Consider the following 17,702-nt stretch of genomic DNA (forward strand, 5'->3'; position numbering starts at 1 on the left):
AGGTGAGTTGAGACCTCTTCGAAACATGGCCCCCTTGGCAGGCCCATGCGCGCCGACAAGTCACGTCCTGGCATTGGATCGTTCAACTGCCTTCACTTCAAAGGGAGTTAGCCCATCTCGATCATGCAGAAACGTGCCTGTCAACGCGTGCATATGCGTCCGCACTACCCCACCGCATGAGCCCTACTATCGGCTCGCCATGACAGCAGCAGGGAAGCACCAGGTGAGCCGGGCGGAGACCTCCCGCCGAGGCGGTCGGCCGGGCCGGGCGGGCATCAGAGACGTGGCCGCGGCAGCAGGGGTCTCCATCACGACTGTGTCCGATGCCCTCAACGGCAAGGGCCGGCTCCCGGACGCCACCCGACGCCATGTCCGCGAAGTCGCCGACCGGCTGGGCTATCGCCCGTCGGCGGCGGCCCGAACCCTCCGTACCGGCAAGTCGGGCCTGATCGGCCTGACCGTGACGACGTACGGGGATGAACCTTTCACCTTCACCGAGTTCGCGTACTTCGCCGAGATGGCCAGAGCCGCCACCTCGGCCGCGCTCGCCCGGGGATACGCCCTGGTCATCCTTCCCGCGACCTCCCGCCACGACGTGTGGTCGAACGTCGCCCTTGACGGAACCGTGGTCATCGACCCGTCCGACCACGATCCGGTCGTGAGCGAACTGGTCCGCCAGGGTCTGCCGGTCGTCTCCGACGGCCGCCCCGCGGGATCGCTCCCGGTCACCGCCTGGGTGGACAACGACCACGAGGCCGCGGTCCTCGGCATCCTCGACCACCTGGCCGCCGCGGGAGCGCGCCGCATCGGCCTCCTCACCGGCACCACGACGGACACGTACACCCACCTGTCCACCACCGCGTACCTGCGCTGGTGCGAGCGCGTGGGCCAGGATCCCGTGTACGAGGCCTACCCCGCGCACGATCCGTGCGCGGGAGCCGTCGCGGCCGACCGGCTCCTCGCCCGGCCCGACCGCCCCGACGCCGTCTACGGCCTCTTCGACCCGAACGGCACCGATCTGCTGGCCGCGGCCCGCCGCTACGGTCTGCGCGTACCCGAGGACCTGCTGCTGGTCTGCTGCAGCGAGTCCACGGTCTACGCCAACACCGAGCCGCCCGTCACGACCCTCTCCCTCAAACCGCGCCGAATCGGCACAGCCGTCGTCCAGCTGCTGATCGACGCCATCGAAGGGGTCGAATCGGACCAACCGGTCGAGCAGGTGATACCGACGGAGCTGATCGTGCGGACCTCGTCGCAACGCCGTCCACCCCGTACGACGGTCAGTCCGCCGCGATCACCCGAGGCGGGTTGACGCCCGAGACCGTACGGGCGGGGCAAGCCCCGCCCAATTCGGTCGAAAACCTCGGTGAACTGGGCTCCTGTTCCGATTCACCACCCCTGGGTCATCACATGGCGCGATCCGCATTCCTATGATGGGCGGACGACACCGCGGGCCGCTGCGACCAGGCAGTCCGAACGGGTGCACATGCGGCGCGATGGTGGTGGAGGGGTCGATGACTCAGGGGGCCGGTCAGGGACCCGAGGTGGTGCGGACGGCGACGTTGCGCGACTTCCGGGTACCCGCGTACGTCCACGAGACCGGTCCGTATGCGCAGAACACGCCTCACGGCGAGAGCGCAGGACCCGTGGGAGACGCTGCGCGGTACGCGTCGGGAGAGTCCTCCCTGTACGCGTCCATGGACTCCTCCGAGCAGTTCCCGGGGGAGTTCTCCGAGGGGTACACCCCCACACAGCGCGATCTGCCGGTCATCAATAGGGGTGACACTCTTCAGGTCGCCGTCGACCCTGTCACCGTGCCCGCCCCGGCTCCCGGCGCCGGCCCCGGGCCGCTGTACGTCGTCGGCGATGTGCACGGTTACCTCGACCAGCTCGTCGCCGCGCTCCAGGAGAAGGGCCTCGTCGACGCCGCGGGCAGCTGGTCGGCCGGCACCTCGCGTCTGTGGTTCCTCGGAGACTTCACCGACCGCGGCCCGGACGGCATCGGCGTGATCGACCTCGTGATGCGGCTGTCCGCCGAGGCTGCCGCGGCCGGAGGCTACTGCAAGGCGCTCATGGGCAACCACGAGCTGCTGCTGCTCGGCGCCAAGCGGTTCGGCGACACCCCCGTCAACTCCGGCGCGGGTACCGCCACCTTCCAGGCCGCCTGGCTGCTCAACGGCGGCCAGAAGACGGACATGGACCGCCTCCAGGACCACCACCTGCAGTGGATGGCCCGCCTCGACGCCATGGAACAGGTCGACGGACACCTCCTGGTGCACTCCGACACCACCGCCTACCTCGACTACGGCGACTCCATCGAAGCGGTCAACGACACCGTCCGCGAAACCCTCACCCGCAACGACGCCGACGAGTGCTGGGACCTCTTCCGCAAGTTCACCAAGCGCTTCGCCTTCCGCGACGACGGTGGCGCCGAGGCCGTCCGCGAACTGCTCGGCGCCTACGGCGGCTCGCGCATCGTCCACGGTCACAGCCCCATTCCGTATCTGCTGGGCGAGGTCGGCCCGGAGGAGGGCGAGAACAGCTCGGGCCCCGTGGTCGAAGGACCGCACCTCTACGCCGACGGACTGGCCATCGCCATGGACGGCGGAGTGACCATGGCCGGAAAGCTGCTGGTCCAGCAACTTCCGCTGGATATCTGAGCGTTCGCCGGGCAGGCGTCCCCCCGGGCGGACCACGTCGGCCAGGGGCCAATTTCTGGAAACCCCCTGTCACGGCGTGCCGTCACCGCTCTACCATCGGCTTATCCGTAGCAGGCTCCCCTCCGTTTCTGCCCGACGGCTCGTCAGCGTGCGAGCCACCAGCCCTACGGAGCATCGGGGGATGCAGATGAACAGCGTTCCGCAGCACCTGCTGAGCGAGGACCGCCAGGATTACGAGCGGATCCTCGATGAGGCGCTGCGCTCCGCACCACACCGCCCGGAACTCGCCGCTGTCGGCCAGCGGCTCAACCTCGAACAACTGCGCACCATGGCGCTCAACGCCACGGCCCTCATCACGACGGCCGCGGCGGACGAGTACGCGCACTACGTGAAGACCCGCGAGGAACTGCGCCGCCCGGCGCGGTCCACCACGGTCGTGAGCGAGGAAGTCGGCTCCGCGGAGCCGGGTACGACCGCGATGGGGCTCGCCGCCACCGTGGGGGAGGTCACCGAGACCGCCGGTGCCGGAGCGGTCGCCGTCGTCGCGGTGCTCGCTCCCGTCCTCGCCGGGACAGCCGCGGTGATATTCCTGCTCGTGGGATACGTCCTGAAGATGCTCGACCCCGAGCCGGCCATCGCCACGACTCTCCTGACCACCGGATGGGTCTTCGGCGCGGTCACGGCGGCCGCGATTCTGGTCGCCGCGGCCGGACTCCTGCTCACCGCCCTGCGCAACAGCTCGTCCTCGCTCCGGGCCGGAGCGGGCGGCGAGCTGTCCGAACAGGTCGCCCGGGCCAGGCAGGCCTGGCACGACGCCCTGCTGGAGCGCGGCATCATGCCGTTCCTCCGGGAGGCTCTCGCGGACCCGGGCTCGGCGGCACTGGGCCGGGCCGCACCGGCTCCCAGCCGTATCCCCCATCTCGGCTACGACCGCCCGGGGTTCAGCAGCCCCGACGGCGGACCCGCGGCCGGGCCGCGCCCGAGCTTCTCCAGCCCGGACTTCTCCAGCCCGGACTTCGGGGGACCGGAACACCAGCCCGAGTGACCGGCCGGGCCGACGGCCGGGCTCACGGGAGGAAAGGGGCCCGCGCGGGCGCGCGGGCCCGTACGGCTGCGGTTGCGGGCCTGTACGACGGCCGCGGGGTGCGGTCGGCCGCGGCCGCCGGGGTGCGGTCCCGGACGCCCCCGCCGCCGGAACGGTTCCAGGGCCCGCCGTGGCTCCGGATACGCACGCCTCACGGCTCTCGGTCCGTACGGCCGCGGCGGACTCGGCTCCGTACGACTGGCTCGGACGCGGGCCCGTACGGGCTGCCTCGGGTGCGGGACCTCAGACGGGACCCTCAGGCGTCGTCGGCTGCCCTCGATATCGGAGGTCGGTCAGAGAATGCCCAGCCGCCGTGCCTCGCTCACCCACGACGGGAACTCGGACAGCAGCCGGTCGTAGAGCTCCGGATCCGGTACGTGGCTGATGTCGTCGACCGCGAAGAACCCCACATTGTCGACGCGCCGGCCCGGCAGCGTGTCGAACCGCTCCAGTACGCCGTAGTTGGAGCGCCCCAGTCCGACGAACTGCCAGAAGATCGGCTCGTCCACCGCCTCCCGCAGCTCCTTCTCGATCTCCTTGTTGCGGTAGACACCCCCGTCGGAGAAGAAGAGCACCAGCGTGGGATCGGCGGCCGGGTGCTCACGGACGTACGTCCGGACCTCGGCGATCACCTTCTGCTCCTCGTTCTGGATGCCGACCGCCCGCATGTCCACCTGGCCGGGCAGCATCCCCTTCCGAGGCTTCTTGCTCCGCCGGAAGAGGGTCAGCTCACCGACCCGGACATGGCGCTCCAGCCACTCCGGCAGGTCCCCCACGGCGAGGTCCGGCAGCCGGGCCGGGTTCGACGCGAAGGTCCACGCCTGCATCTCGCCGTCGTCGTCCAACTGGGCGGCCACCGCGGCCATCCGCTCCACCACATCGGCCACGACGCCCTTCGAGTACAGGAACGACATCGATCCGGAGGCGTCCAGAACCAGGATGACGCGGGCCCTGACACCCACCGCCCCGTGTTTGCGCAGACTGACCGCCACCTGCTCCTTGCGCAGGGAGAGCCGCTTGCGCATGTCAACGGGCAACTGATCCTCGCCCTTGATCAGGCGAGGGGCGGAAGACGGCATCGGGGCGGACGGGGGCGGCGTCGGAGCGGACGGGGGCGGCATCGTGGGCCGAGGCGGAACGGCGGGTGTGACGGCGGGTGTGGCCGCGGGAGCTGCCGCCACACCGGGCGAGGAGCCTCCGGAGCCCGCGACTCCCGGCGCCGCGCCCCCCGGGCCCGCGCTCCCGGACGCACCCGGCTCCTCATCCACGCTGATCCCGAAGTCGGTGGCCAGGCCCGCGAGTCCGGAGTCGTACCCCTGGCCCACCGCGCGGAACTTCCACTGGCCGCCCCGCATATAGAGCTCACCCCCGATGAATGCCGTCTCCGTCGTCGCCTCCATCTCGAAGAGCGCCAGCTCCTGACCGGTCCCGGCGTCGAGCAGCGTCAGCCTCAGACCCGTCAGCCCGCCGAAGGTGCCCCCGTCGGCGGAAGCCCCCAGGACGACGCGCTGGATCTCCGGCTCCAGGGCGCGCAGATCCACCCCGACGGTGTCCGTCGTCCCGACGCCTTCCTTCCGCTTCCCCAGGTGACGCACGGCACCGGAGGCATGTCTCGGCTGGTTGTAGAAGACGAAGTCACCGTCGTCCCGCACCCGTCCGTCCGCACGGAGCAGCAGAGCCGAGGCATCGGCGTCCGGAGCACCGGGCCCCCCGGACCAGCCCAGGACGACCTGCACCTCCTGCGCTGCGACGGGAAGGTTGGCGCCCTTGCTCATCGATGTCGCTGTCATGCGCCCAGTCTGCCTAGAGAACCCCGCACCCGAACCGTCCGATACGCATCCGCGCCCATCGGACGGCCCCAGGCCCCGCTCCCACTCCCACTCCGGCTCCGGCTCCGGCTCCGGCTCCGGCTCCGAAGACGGAACACCCGGCACATGGGGTCGGGCTCCGGCCCCGCGGCTCCGGATTCCCGGCTCCCAGCTCCCGGCTCCCTGCTCCGGTTCAGGGGGAGCCGGTCGCGTCCGTCGCAGCCCGGACGAACTCGCGCACCCGCTCGGTGCTGTTGCCCTCCCTCCACACCAGTCCCCGTTCGATCGGCTGGGCGTCGTGAAGAGGCACGTACGCGACATCGGGTCGGGGGTAGTACTGGCGGGAGTGCTCTCCGACCGGGAGGACACCCCGGCCCATCGCGACCAGAGTCAGCATTTCGGAGAACGACCCGCCGACCGGGCCCTTCGGAACCGGCCTGCCCGAAGGAGTGCGGTCCGGTGTGCGGTCCCGTTTGAACCCCGCCGAGGTCACCGCCGGGTACTGCACCACGGGGTGCTCCGCGAGTACTTCGACGGACACCCGCTCCTCGTCGGCGAGCGGATGACCGGCCGCCACGGCCAGTACCCGTCTCTCCCGCAGCAGCGCCGGACCGCAGGCCATTCCGTCGAAAGGGAACGAGGCGAGAAGGACGTCGATCGAGCCGTCCACCAGACTCGCCCGGGAGTTGGACAGTTGAACCTCCCGCACATCCACCCGGCAATCGGGGTGCCGCTCACCGAACAGACCGACCGCCCTGAGCAGTGCGGGTGCCGTCCACTCGCCGAGGAAGGCGACCCGCAGCTCTCCGGCGACCCCACGACTGGCGTCGGCCGCCCTTCGCAGCGCCGTCTCCATCGCGGCGACCAGCGGCACCAGGTCGGCCGCCAGCTGCCGGCCGATCGGAGTGAGCCGGACGGAACGGCTGTTGCGCTCGAACAGCGGCCCGCCGATTCTGCGTTCAAGCTTCTTGATCACCTGGCTGACCCGCCCGGTCGTGATCAGCAACCGCTCCGCGGTTCGGCCGAAGTGCAGCTCCTCGGCCAGCGTCAGGAAGGTCTCGATCTCCAGCCGCTCCAGCATCAATCCCCCCGGCGTTAAATCTGGCTCAACGGTCGTACGTCGATCATGCCTTGATGGTCTCCGTCCCGCGGCGGATCGTAGAAGCGTCCAACCGGCCCCCTGGGGAGCCCGGGACGCGCCTCTCCTGAACAGGACTCACATGAACGCCTCGGACATCACCTCCTATCTGAACGGGCTCGACAGCCCCCTGCGCGACATCGGCGAGAAGATCCGACCTGTCATCGACTCGGCCCTCCCCGACGGCTCCGGCGCGCTGTGGCACGGCCATCCCACCTGGAGCCTCGGAGCCAAGCCCGGTCAGACGCCGGTCTGCCTGCTCAAGGGCTACACGTCCTACATCACCTTCGGCCTCTGGCGCGGCCAGGAGGTGGCCGACCCATCGGGCCGACTGGTCGCCGGAGCCCGCCAGATGGCCTCGGTGAAACTCAGCCGTACCGACGAGGTCGACCCCGTCCTCTTCGGTGAATGGCTCCGCCGCGCCGTCGCCCTGGAGACGAAGTGACCGCGATGCGCGTGAAGGCCTTCGACCACCTGGTCCTCAACGTCGAGGACGTCGAACGGTCCCTGGGCTTCTACACCGGACTTCTCGGGCTGGCACCCGTGCGCCTTGCCGAGTGGCGAGCCGGCCAGGTCCCGTTCCCGTCGGTGCGGATCACCGCGGAAAGCGTCATCGACCTGGTGGACGGCCCCCGTGGGGAGTCCAACGTCGACCACATCTGTCTCACCGTGGAACCCCTGGACTGGGACGAGGTCATCGCGTCGGGATCCTTCACCGTGCTTCAGGGTCCCGTCGCGCGCTTCGGCGCGCGGGGCACCGCCACCTCGGTCTACGTCCAGGACCCGGACGGCAACACGGTGGAACTGCGCTGGTACCCACAGGACGCCGCGGTATGACCGGGCCGGCCGAGGGCGGCGGTCCGGGCGTTCCGTGCCCCGGACCGCGCCCCTGTGGAGCGGCTCAGTCGGCCAGCGGCAGGTACACGCGGTTGCCCGCCTCCGCGAACTCCCTGGACTTCTGAAGCATGCCCTCGGAGATCTCCGCCGCTGAGGCCCCTTCGGCCGCGTCACCGCCGAACCGCTCGTTGATGCTCTGGCTGATCTTCATCGAGCAGAACTTCGGCCCGCACATGGAGCAGAAGTGAGCCGTCTTGGCGGGCTCGGCCGGCAGCGTCTCGTCGTGGAACTCCCGTGCCGTGTCCGGATCGAGAGCCAGGTTGAACTGGTCCTCCCACCGGAACTCGAAGCGGGCGTCGGAGAGAGCGTCGTCCCAGTCCTGTGCACCTGGGTGCCCCTTGGCGAGATCGGCCGCGTGGGCGGCGATCTTGTAGGTGATGACGCCGGTCTTGACGTCGTCACGGTTGGGCAGGCCCAAATGTTCCTTGGGCGTCACGTAGCAGAGCATGGCCGTGCCCCACCAGGCGATCATCGCGGCACCGATGCCGGAGGTGATGTGGTCGTACGCAGGCGCGATGTCCGTCGTCAGCGGGCCGAGCGTATAGAACGGAGCTTCATCACAGATCTCCTGCTGAAGGTCGATGTTCTCCTTGATCTTGTGCATCGGGACATGTCCCGGGCCTTCGATCATCGTCTGTACTTGAAAACGCTTCGCGACGGTGTTGAGTTCCCCGAGCGTCCTCAACTCCGCGAACTGAGCGGCGTCGTTGGCGTCTGCGATGGAGCCGGGCCGCAGACCGTCGCCGAGCGAGTAGGTGACGTCGTACGCGGCGAGGATCTCGCAGAGTTCCTCGAAGTTCTCGTACAGGAACGACTCCTTGTGGTGCGCGAGGCACCAGGCCGCCATGATCGAGCCGCCGCGCGAGACGATGCCGGTCTTTCGGTTCGCGGTGAGGGGCACGTACGCCAGGCGCACGCCCGCGTGGACCGTCATGTAGTCCACGCCCTGTTCGGCCTGCTCGATGACCGTGTCCTTGTAGATCTCCCAGGTCAGCTCCTCGGCACGGCCGTCGACCTTCTCCAGCGCCTGGTAGAGCGGCACCGTGCCGATGGGGACGGGGGAGTTGCGCAGCACCCACTCGCGGGTGGTGTGGATGTTGCGGCCGGTCGACAGGTCCATGACCGTGTCGGCGCCCCAGCGGGTCGCCCAGGTCATCTTCTCGACCTCCTCCTCGATGGAGGAAGTGACCGCGGAGTTGCCGATGTTGGCGTTGACCTTCACCAGGAACCGCTTGCCGATGATCATCGGCTCGATCTCCGGGTGATTGACGTTGGCGGGCAGCACCGCGCGGCCGGCGGCGATCTCCTCGCGTACGACTTCGGGGTCGACGTTCTCCCGGAGTGCCACGAACTCCATCTCGGGCGTGATCTCGCCGCGGCGCGCGTAGGCGAGCTGGGTGACCGCCTGCCCGGAACGCCCCCGGCGCGGCTGACGCGGCCGCCCCGGGAAGACCGCGTCCAGATTGCGCAGCCCGCCGCGCGGGGACGTGTGCTTGATCCCGTCGTCCTCCGGGCGGGCGGGGCGGCCCGCGTACTCCTCGGTGTCCCCGCGGGCGATGATCCAGTTCTCGCGCAGCGGCGCCAGCCCCCTGCGTACATCGGTGTCGATGGTCAGATCGGTGTACGGGCCGGAGGTGTCGTACAGCGTCACGGACTGCCCGTTGGTCAGGTGCACCTGACGAACCGGCACCCGCAGATCGGGACGCGTACCCCCGACGTACGCCTTGTGCCAGCCGATGGACTTCCCGGTCTCCCCGTTCGGCGACGGTGAGGCAGCCCCGGCCGTCTGGCTGGAGGCAGGCGTGCGTACGTCCTTGTTGGTCATGAGACCTACTCCCTACGCCGGCATTACCCGGTAACAGGTTCAGCGGTCGACGCAGCGGTTTCCGTTCGTCGATGTTTCATGTGAAACATCGCGAAGACGGAGGTCAGCGCCCTCTCAGCCCGGTGCTCCGAGCTCCCGCGTGTGCAAAGGTGCCTCCACGCTAGCGTCATATTTGGCGCGGTGAACAGAGGGCCCCTGTCGTTCTTGCGATGATCGGTCGGTGACAACACCCCAGCGATCCCCGTTCCCACCGTCCGAGTCTCCGCGCCGTCCGGGCTCCGACGACGGCCACGGACATGGTTCCGGCAACGGCCATGGACTTGGGCACGGGCCGGGTGGTGGCCATGGTTCCGGACCGGACGGCGGTCACAACGGTCACGGCGGCGAACACGGGCCGGGCCCGGGCGACGGAGATCGTGGAGGTCAGAGCGGCGGGCATGGGCACTCGCACAGCCACGGTCCTGCCGCGCCGGTCTCCAAGCACCTGCGCAAGGTCATCGCCGCGGTACTGATCCCCTTCGCGGCCGCGGTCGCGGTGGGTCTCGTGGTGCTGTGGCCCGGCGGCGCCCCCTCCCACGAGCGCACCGGCGTCGGCTTCGACCGGCAGACCCAGCAGGCGACGGTCACCAAGATCGACCAGGTGGACTGCAAGTCCGTGAACGCCTCGGGGGAGACCCCGACGGGCGATACCTCCACCGCCGAGGGCTCCTCCGCCCAGCAGCAGGCGACGGGTGAATGCAAGAAGGCGACGATCCGGATCGACACCGGCAAGGACAAGGGCCGCACGTTCACCGAGATCGTTCAGCCGGACCAGTCACGGCAGTTGCACCAGGGCGAGAAGGTCGTCGTCGCGTACGAGCCCTCCGCCCCCAAGGACCTCCAGTACTCGGTCACGGACGCGAACCGGAAGCTTCCCCTGACGCTCCTCGCCGGGATCTTCGCCGTGGTCGTCGTGGTGGTCGGCCGGATGCGCGGCGTCATGGCACTGATCGCCCTGGCCATCAGCTTCATGATCCTGAACTTCTTCATCCTGCCGGCGATCCTGCAGGGCTCGAACCCCCTGGTCGTGGCCGTCGTCGGGTCCAGCGCGATCATGCTGATCGCGCTCTACATGTGCCATGGTCTGTCGGCCCGGACATCCGTGGCCGTGGTCGGCACCCTGCTCTCACTCGTGCTGATCGGCATCCTCGGCTCGGTCTTCATCGACTGGGCCGTGCTGACCGGCAACACGGACGACAACACCGGTCTGATCCACGGCCTGTACCCGTCCATCGACATGAGCGGTCTGCTGCTGGCCGGAGTCATCATCGGTTCGCTCGGTGTTCTCGACGATGTGACGGTGACGCAGACGTCCGCGGTATGGGAACTGCACGAGGCCAACCCCACGATGGGCTGGCGTGGCCTCTACCGCGCGGGCATCCGGATCGGCCGCGACCACATCGCGTCGGTCGTCAACACGCTCGTCCTGGCCTACGCGGGCGCCGCGTTGCCGCTGCTGCTGCTCTTCTCGATCGCCCAGAGCAGCGTGGGCACCGTGGCCAACAGCGAACTGGTCGCCGAGGAGATCGTGCGCACCCTGGTCGGATCGATCGGCCTGGTCGCCGCCGTGCCGGTGACGACCGCTCTGGCCGCCCTCGTGGTCGCCGCGGACCGTGAGGGGACCGCGACCGGCCCCGTCGAGCCCGCGGGTGTCAGGACGCCGGCGCGGAGCGGGAAGGGCCGTCGCCGCAAGCACTGAGCCGTCCGCCGGAAGCGCCGGAGCCGTACGACGCACACGCCCCTTTTGAGGAAGCGTTACTCCGCCGGGCACGGGGGGCTTCAGCCCGCGCTCTGCTCCTCCGCCAGGATGCGGTCGAGCGCTTCGTCGAGGGATGTGTCGAAGCCCGCGAGGGAGCGCTCCTGCCCGAGCGGCACCAGCTTGTCCGTACGGTCGAGGAAGGCGACGAGCGGCGCGGCCCCGGACCGGAACAGGGCATGATCTCCCCCGACCTGAAGCCGGATCAGCACCTCACCGAACGCCTCCGGGTCGGCCGGAGCGATGTGCACATCTCCGTCGCCGCATGGCCTGCCCACCCCGTCGATCAGCAGCTCCCGCCCGAACGCCCAGGTCACGGGCGCGTCTCCGGGCAAGTGGAAGGTCAACCGCACCGCGTACGGATCACAGGTCTCGTATCGCAGCTCCACCGGAATGCGGAAGGACAGTTCCTCGGACACGAGGAAGCTCATCATGACCTCTGCCTGCACCGACTCGCGCATCGCCTACCCCGTCGTTTGCCATCGACTGGCCAGGAATCGTCCCCCTGACACTGCTGGAAATCTTGCTCAACGTGTACGACAGATCACAAGGAGTGAGTTTTCAGATACTGATAGAGATGGCGAGTGTCCCTAGCAGCCTGCCCATTTCGCTCTGCAACTTGTGTGCCGCGGGCAGCAGCCGGTCGACCTGGTGGGACGGGAAGGAGATGGCCATGGTCGCGGCGGTACTGCCCGCCGTGATCGGGATCGCGGCACAGACCGCGCCCAGCGCGTACTCCTGCCGCTCGACCACCGGTTCCATCCGCCCCATCCGTTCGAGGCGCCGCAGCAGGCGGTCCTTGTCACGCACCGTGTAGGGGGTGATCGACTGCACCGGGTAGCGATCGAGGTGGTCCCGCCGGGACTTGTCGTCCAGTTGGGACAGCAGACACTGGCCGATCGCGTGGGCGTGCGCGGTCTCCCGGAAGTCGGCCCACTCCTCGACCGCGGGATTCGCCGGACTGTCGGCGACGCACACGACCTCGATCTCGCCCTCGCGGTAGATCGCGTAGTACACGGGGGCGCCGATCGCATCGCGCCAGTGCGCGAGCGTGTCACTCACCGTGCTGCGACGTTTCTGCTGGGCTCCGCTGCTACTCAGCCGCTCGGCGGCCTCACCGAGGTAGAACAGCCCTCTGTCGCGGCGCAGATAGCCCTCGTGAACAAGGGTGCGCAGCAGGTGGTACGCGGTCGGCAGCGCGAGTCCCGCCTCCCGGGCGAGCTGTTTGGCGGGTGCGCCCTGTTCCCGCGAGGCGACGGCCTCCAGCAGACGCATCGCCCGCTGCACCGAGCCGATCAACGTCGTGGAGTGGGAATCCAGCGGGGTGGCTTCGGGCTCCGCCGGAAGGGTTCGGGCGAGCCGTGCCGCCCCGGGGGACGGAGAGCGCGGACTGCGGGTCACCGACGGCAGTGTGCGCCCGGTGAGCCCGTCCGCCGGCAGGGCGCGCCGCGCGGGCGCCTCCGCCATCGGAGTACGCGGCGGCGCCGGCTCCGCCGGCGAAACCGGCGCGGAGCGTGAAAGAGGCGGCTCCCCCGGAGAGGTACGCGGCTGGACCGGTGGAACGCGTGCCGCCGCGGGCATGCCCGATCGCCGGAAGGGCGGAACGACTGATGGTGCGGGTGCGGTGTCAACCGTGGCCAAGGGGCACTCCCGAAGCGCGAGGAGGACCGCCCGTGCGGGGAAACACGGGAGGGGGCTGTGCGCTGCGCGCGGGGGTCGACCCCCGCGTCGAATTCCGGACTTTAACCGCCAGTCACGGCCGGCATACGGCCTCGCCGGAAAACTTCCCTCGCCCGAGGGAACCTTGGGTTCCCTTTCCCCTTTCGCCGTTACCTCCCGCTCACCCTCTCGCGCCTCACCAGTCGCTGCGTGAGGACGAACTCGACATGAACTTCCGCACGATGTAGATCAGCCCGCCGACCAGCGCCACGAAGATGAGCACCTTGAAGAGCACGAGAACGACGAAGGTGACGACGCTCGCTATCAGGCCGCCGAACACCACCAGGGCGATGACCGGCACCGCGACCCACTTCACCCACCACGGCATACCGTTGAAGATCTCTCGCATCGCCCTGTCCTTACCTCTCCTCGCCCGTGGCCCCAACACCGGGACACCGATTCCGGGTTCTCTTGTGTCTTGCATCCGATGCTAGGTCGGAGAGGGGGCCGTGCGGTGGCCTCGCACCCCTTGTCCTCCCCTGACCGTCCCCCTAGGGAACCCTGAGACGCAGGTCAGCTCTCGGGCGGAGAGAACACCACCAGGACCCGCAGATCCTCCGTGATGTGGTGGAACTTGTGGGCGACCCCCGCGGGTACGTACACGACGCTGCCCCGCGCCACCTGGGTGGTCTCCAGGCCGACCGTGATCGACGCGCGTCCGCTCACCACGAAGTACACCTCGTCCTGTGCGTGCGGCTTCTGCGGGTCGAGCCCGCCCGCGTCGAGCGCGTACAGCCCGACCGACATGTTCCGCTCACGCAGAAACTGCAGGTATGCGCCGTCGTTGGCGGCGCGCTCCGCCTCCAGTTCATCCAGTCGGAATGCCTTCATCGCCCTCGTCCGCTCTCGTACGCCACAGGCTGTGTCCACAGCCCCTTCTTGCCAGTCGATCTCTTCTGCCACGATCAGACACATGAAGAATTTCGTAGTCAAGACGCTCGCCAACGCGGGGGCCCTGGCCGTCGCCGTCTGGCTCCTGGACAAGATCACCCTGACGGGCGACAGCACAGGCAAGGAGATAGGCACGCTCCTGCTCGTCGCGCTGGTCTTCGGACTGGTGAACTTCCTGGTCAAGCCGATCGTGAAGGTACTGACCTTCCCGCTCTTCATCCTCACGCTCGGCCTGATCACCCTTGTGGTGAACGCCTTGATGCTGCTGCTCACCTCCTGGCTCGCCGACAAACTCGACCTGAGCTTCCATGTGGAGGGCTTCTGGACCGCCGTCCTGGGCGGCCTGATCATCTCCGTCGTCTCCTGGGCGCTCAACGTCGTCCTGCCCGACGGCGACAACGACTGAGAGAGCTCCATGCCCTATCGCGTCTGCTTCGTCTGCACCGGCAACATCTGCCGCTCGCCGATGGCCGAGTTCGTCTTCCGCGCCCATGTGACGGAAGCCGGACTCGACGGGCTGGTCGAGGTCGACAGCGCGGGGACGGGCGGCTGGCACGAGGGCGACGGGGCGGACGAGCGCACCGTCGCCGTGCTGGAGGCGGGTGGCTACGAGAGCGACCACGAGGCCCGGCAGTTCCAGGCCTCGTGGTTCTCCCGTCTCGATCTCGTCATCGCGCTGGACACCGGCCATCTCAAGGCCCTGCGCCGCCTCGCGACCACCGCCGAGGACACGGCGAAGGTCCGGCTGCTGCGCTCGTACGACCCCGCCGCGGGCGACGATCTGGACGTCCCCGATCCGTATTACGGACATATGGACGGCTTCGAGGAATGTCTTGAGATGGTGGAGGCGGCGAGCCCCGGACTGCTCGCCGCGGTACGAGAGCAAGTGGGAGGACGAGAGGCATGACGTCAGGGGATTCCGTCACGGCGAGCGGTGAGGGCGCGGGCCGGAGCGAGGACACGCGCGCGACGGTGCAGGGCGACGGCACCCGCGCGGTGCGCGCCGGGCTGCCCGAGCCCGTCAAGTACGAGCCGACCCTTCCCGGCCCGGTCTTCGCCGCGCACTTCCATCTGCCCGGTGAGCCCACCGGCCCGTACACCTACGGCCGTGACGAGAACCCGACCTGGACGCTCCTGGAGCGCGCCATCGGCGAGTTGGAAGCGCCCGGTCAGGACTCCGTGGAAACGCTCGCCTTCCCCTCGGGTATGGCCGCCATCTCCGCGGTGCTCTTCTCCCAACTGCGCGCCGGTGACATCGTCGTCCTGCCCGACGACGGCTACCAGGTGCTGCCGCTGGTGCGCGAGCAGCTGACCGCGTACGGCATCGAGGTGCGCACCGCCCCCACCGCCGGCGATGCTCAGCTGGAGGTCCTCGACGGCGCGAAGCTGCTGTGGATCGAGACGCCGTCCAACCCGGGCCTCGACGTCTGCGATCTGCGACGCCTCGTCGCTGCCGCACACGCGCAGGGCACGCTCGTCGCCGTCGACAACACGCTGGCCACCCCGCTCGGACAGCGCCCGCTGGAGCTGGGCGCCGACTTCTCCGTGGCCAGCGGCACCAAGATGCTCACCGGGCACGGCGACATCCTCCTGGGGTACGTCACCGGGCGGGACGCCGCGCTGATGGCTCCCGTACGACGCTGGCGCAAGGTCGTCGGCGCCATCCCCGGCCCGATGGAGGCCTGGCTGGCCCACCGTTCGCTCGCCACGCTCCAGCTGAGGGCCGACCGGCAGACCGCCAACGCCAGAACGATCGCCGAGGCCTTGCGGGATCGGTCCGAGGTGACGGGGCTGCGCTACCCGGGGCTGCCCGACGACCCGTCGCACAAGATCGCATCACAGCAGATGCGTCGTTTCGGATGCGTGGTGTCCTTCACGCTGCCCACACGCGCACGTGCCGAGCGCTTCCTCGACGCGCTGCGCCTGGTGGACGACGCCACCAGCTTCGGCGGGGTGCGGTCCACGGCCGAGCGGCGCGGCCGTTGGGGCGGGGACGCGGTCCCGGAAGGCTTCATCCGCTTCTCCGCCGGCGCCGAAGATCCCGAGGACCTCGTGACGGACGTGCTGCGGGCCCTCGACGCCTCCGCGGAGTAGGGCGGCCATGGCGGCCGGATTAGTACCCCCGCTACGTACAACGGACGGTCCGAGCCTCCCCCCTCGTGGCTCGGACCGTCCCGGTTCCGCGCGCGAAGAACCGCGCAAACAAGGCTAGTTGACTCTGTGTCAGTGTCCAATCACCGTAGCGACAGAGACCTATCGACTTATTTATAGTTGGGGTTCGCGCGGGGGTGCTGAAAGGGGAGGGGCACCATGGACTTGGCCTTGCTGCGCACTTTTGTGACTGTGCACCGGGCCGGTTCCTTCACTCGCGCCGCCGCGCTGCTCGGGCTCTCCCAGCCGGCCGTCACCTCGCAGATCCGCACACTGGAGCGGCAGTTGGGACGGCCCCTGTTTCTTCGCCAGGCGCGCGGGGTGACCCCCACGACCATCGGCGACGAGCTGGCCCACAAGGCGGCCCCGCATCTCGATGCCCTCGTGGAGATAGCCGAGACCGGTCTCGACGAGGACTCCTCGCTGCGGACCCTGCATCTCGCGGGGCCGCCGGAGTTCACCGCGGAGCGCGCACTGCCCGCACTCACGGAGCTGACCGGTCACGACGGCCAGGGCTTCACGCTGCGCGCCTCCTTCGGCAACGCGGAGGAGACGCTCGAAGGGCTCGCCGCCGGACATCACGATCTGGCCATGACGACGGCCCGCCCACGCGGTGCGCTCCTCACCGCGACTCCGCTCTGCGACGAAGAGCACGTCCTGGTCGCCTCTCCGCGCTGGGCCGCCGAAGTCGGGCCGGGCAAACTCCGCCGGAAGGGCGCCCACGCGCTCGAGGACTTCCCCATCGTCGAGGTCCACGAGTCGCTGCCGCTCGTCGCCCGCTACTGGGCCTCGGTCTTCGACTGCCGCCCGGCCGCCTCCGGAACGGTCGTCGTCCCGGATCTGCGGGCGGTCCTCGCCTGCGCCTCCGCGGGCGCCGGGCTCGCCGTCCTGCCCAAATACCTCTGTTCCGATGCCATCGAACGCGGAGACGTCGTGGCGCTCCTCGACCCGGCGGTGCCCCCGTTGCGTACGTACTTCCTTGTCGTCCGGACCGGAACGCTCGCGATGCCGCACATCGCCCGGGCGCACGAATGGCTGCTGCGAGCGGCCGCCGACTGGGGCTGAGGCCGGCGCGGGCCTGAACCGGGACCCAAGGCGGCAGGGCCTGCCGCCGAAGACCGACGGTCCGGGCGATGGCCTCCCCGTCTTCTCCGAGTCCGAGGGCGGGCTCCAGGACGATTCACACGGAATCCCGGCCGGGTGATGTTTCACGTGGAACCAGCCGGGCCACATTTCTCCCATGACCGTCCGACCCGTGGTCAAGCGCACCGCCCGCGCCGTTCTGCTCGATGGTGACGACCTGATCTTGATCAAGCGCACGAAGCCCGGCGTCGATCCCTACTGGCTCACACCGGGTGGCGGGGTCGAACCGGAGGACACGACTGTCGTCGAAGCACTCCATCGCGAGGTGCACGAGGAGCTCGGAGCCAAGGTCGTCGATGTGGTGCCCTGCTTCGTCGACACCGTCGAGCACATCGGCGACGACGGCGGCGCGACCGGCGTGAAGGTCCAGCACTTCTTCGTCTGCCGGCTGGAGTCCATGGACCCTGCCCTGCGGCACGGCCCCGAGATGGACGAGCCGTGCGGTGAGTACGAGATCGTCCGCGTCCCGTTCACCCGGGTCGGGATCGCCTCCGTCCACCTCGTACCGCTCTCGCTGAGGCACTATCTCGATGGCAACATCGAAGGCGTACGGGCCATGCACGCACCTGACCTGGGCTGACCCCGAGGGAA

General features: G+C 69.3%; 18 protein-coding genes and 1 riboswitch. Of the genes, 11 read left to right on the forward strand and 7 right to left on the reverse strand.

The window, feature by feature from the left end; all coding sequences use genetic code 11:
- The first annotated feature begins 199 nt into the window (after window positions 1–199).
- The 3 genes from OG788_RS23190 (at window position 200) to OG788_RS23200 (ending at window position 3,705) form a co-directional block, all read left to right on the forward strand.
- Window positions 200–1,312, forward strand: a complete 1,113-nt coding sequence (locus tag OG788_RS23190; RefSeq protein ID WP_351536041.1) for a LacI family DNA-binding transcriptional regulator — start codon at window positions 200–202, stop codon at window positions 1,310–1,312.
- A 202-nt stretch (window positions 1,313–1,514) separates the two neighbouring features.
- Window positions 1,515–2,660: a metallophosphoesterase gene (locus OG788_RS23195; RefSeq protein WP_406373182.1), complete on the forward strand. Its 1,146-nt coding sequence runs from the start codon at window positions 1,515–1,517 to the stop codon at window positions 2,658–2,660.
- A 181-nt stretch (window positions 2,661–2,841) separates the two neighbouring features.
- Window positions 2,842–3,705 carry a hypothetical protein gene (locus tag OG788_RS23200; protein ID WP_356747002.1) on the forward strand — a complete coding sequence of 288 codons (864 nt, stop codon included), beginning with the start codon at window positions 2,842–2,844 and terminating at the stop codon, window positions 3,703–3,705.
- 332 nt (window positions 3,706–4,037) lie between these two features.
- On the opposite strand, the gene OG788_RS23205 is transcribed toward OG788_RS23200, so the two are convergent.
- Both OG788_RS23205 and OG788_RS23210 read right to left on the reverse strand, forming a co-directional pair.
- The gene (locus tag OG788_RS23205) at window positions 4,038–5,534 is read right to left on the reverse strand and encodes a VWA domain-containing protein (RefSeq protein WP_406373184.1); all 1,497 of its coding nucleotides are present in this window, start codon (window positions 5,532–5,534) and stop codon (window positions 4,038–4,040) included.
- A 211-nt stretch (window positions 5,535–5,745) separates the two neighbouring features.
- Window positions 5,746–6,633 carry a LysR family transcriptional regulator gene (locus OG788_RS23210; RefSeq protein WP_406373186.1) on the reverse strand — a complete coding sequence of 296 codons (888 nt, stop codon included), beginning with the start codon at window positions 6,631–6,633 and terminating at the stop codon, window positions 5,746–5,748.
- Window positions 6,634–6,772: 139 nt separating this feature from the next.
- Here OG788_RS23210 and OG788_RS23215 point away from each other — a divergent pair, with 139 nt between their 5' ends.
- On the forward strand, window positions 6,773–7,135 hold the full coding sequence (locus tag OG788_RS23215) for a DUF1801 domain-containing protein (protein WP_406373188.1): 363 nt from the start codon (window positions 6,773–6,775) through the stop codon (window positions 7,133–7,135).
- 5 nt (window positions 7,136–7,140) lie between these two features.
- Entirely contained in the window at window positions 7,141–7,527 is a 387-nt protein-coding gene (locus OG788_RS23220) for a VOC family protein (protein WP_406376821.1), read from the forward strand.
- Window positions 7,528–7,591: 64 nt separating this feature from the next.
- Here OG788_RS23220 and thiC read toward each other — a convergent pair whose 3' ends face one another.
- Window positions 7,592–9,412, reverse strand: coding sequence for a phosphomethylpyrimidine synthase ThiC (gene thiC / locus OG788_RS23225; RefSeq protein WP_406373190.1), 1,821 nt, complete (start codon window positions 9,410–9,412; stop codon window positions 7,592–7,594).
- A riboswitch (TPP riboswitch) is annotated at window positions 9,405–9,561 on the reverse strand. (Overlaps the previous gene by 8 nt.)
- Window positions 9,562–9,632: 71 nt before the next feature.
- Here thiC and OG788_RS23230 point away from each other — a divergent pair.
- Window positions 9,633–11,150, forward strand: coding sequence for a YibE/F family protein (locus tag OG788_RS23230; protein ID WP_406373191.1), 1,518 nt, complete (start codon window positions 9,633–9,635; stop codon window positions 11,148–11,150).
- 80 nt (window positions 11,151–11,230) lie between these two features.
- Here the strand turns inward: OG788_RS23230 and OG788_RS23235 are convergent, their stop codons facing one another.
- The 4 genes from OG788_RS23235 to OG788_RS23250 all read right to left on the reverse strand — a co-directional run bounded on the left by OG788_RS23235 (window position 11,231) and on the right by OG788_RS23250 (window position 13,757).
- Window positions 11,231–11,668: an SsgA family sporulation/cell division regulator gene (locus OG788_RS23235; protein WP_266760541.1), complete on the reverse strand. Its 438-nt coding sequence runs from the start codon at window positions 11,666–11,668 to the stop codon at window positions 11,231–11,233.
- A 100-nt stretch (window positions 11,669–11,768) separates the two neighbouring features.
- Window positions 11,769–12,494, reverse strand: a complete 726-nt coding sequence (locus OG788_RS23240; protein WP_406376822.1) for an IclR family transcriptional regulator — start codon at window positions 12,492–12,494, stop codon at window positions 11,769–11,771.
- Between the two features lie 568 nt (window positions 12,495–13,062).
- Window positions 13,063–13,275: a DUF5326 family protein gene (locus tag OG788_RS23245; protein WP_406373193.1), complete on the reverse strand. Its 213-nt coding sequence runs from the start codon at window positions 13,273–13,275 to the stop codon at window positions 13,063–13,065.
- A gap of 164 nt (window positions 13,276–13,439) precedes the next feature.
- Window positions 13,440–13,757: a cupin domain-containing protein gene (locus OG788_RS23250; RefSeq protein ID WP_261703765.1), complete on the reverse strand. Its 318-nt coding sequence runs from the start codon at window positions 13,755–13,757 to the stop codon at window positions 13,440–13,442.
- Window positions 13,758–13,839: 82 nt separating this feature from the next.
- Between OG788_RS23250 and OG788_RS23255 the strand changes: the two genes are divergently transcribed.
- From OG788_RS23255 to OG788_RS23275, 5 genes are all read left to right on the forward strand, one after another.
- On the forward strand, window positions 13,840–14,223 hold the full coding sequence (locus OG788_RS23255) for a phage holin family protein (RefSeq protein WP_356747016.1): 384 nt from the start codon (window positions 13,840–13,842) through the stop codon (window positions 14,221–14,223).
- Between the two features lie 9 nt (window positions 14,224–14,232).
- Window positions 14,233–14,724, forward strand: coding sequence for a low molecular weight protein-tyrosine-phosphatase (locus tag OG788_RS23260; RefSeq protein ID WP_406373195.1), 492 nt, complete (start codon window positions 14,233–14,235; stop codon window positions 14,722–14,724).
- Window positions 14,721–15,911 carry a cystathionine gamma-lyase gene (locus tag OG788_RS23265; protein WP_406373197.1) on the forward strand — a complete coding sequence of 397 codons (1,191 nt, stop codon included), beginning with the start codon at window positions 14,721–14,723 and terminating at the stop codon, window positions 15,909–15,911. The genes OG788_RS23260 and OG788_RS23265 overlap by 4 nt, the downstream gene beginning before the upstream one ends.
- A gap of 216 nt (window positions 15,912–16,127) precedes the next feature.
- Complete coding sequence (locus OG788_RS23270) at window positions 16,128–17,033, forward strand: LysR family transcriptional regulator (RefSeq protein WP_406373199.1); 906 nt, start codon at window positions 16,128–16,130, stop codon at window positions 17,031–17,033.
- A gap of 175 nt (window positions 17,034–17,208) precedes the next feature.
- A complete protein-coding gene (locus tag OG788_RS23275; RefSeq protein ID WP_266760553.1) occupies window positions 17,209–17,691 on the forward strand; it encodes an NUDIX domain-containing protein in 483 nt (160 codons plus the stop codon).
- Window positions 17,692–17,702: the final 11 nt, after the last annotated feature.

Origin of the sequence: Streptomyces sp. NBC_00647 (assembly GCF_045207245.1) — a bacterium.
Taxonomy (GTDB): Bacteria; Actinomycetota; Actinomycetes; order Streptomycetales; family Streptomycetaceae; genus Streptomyces.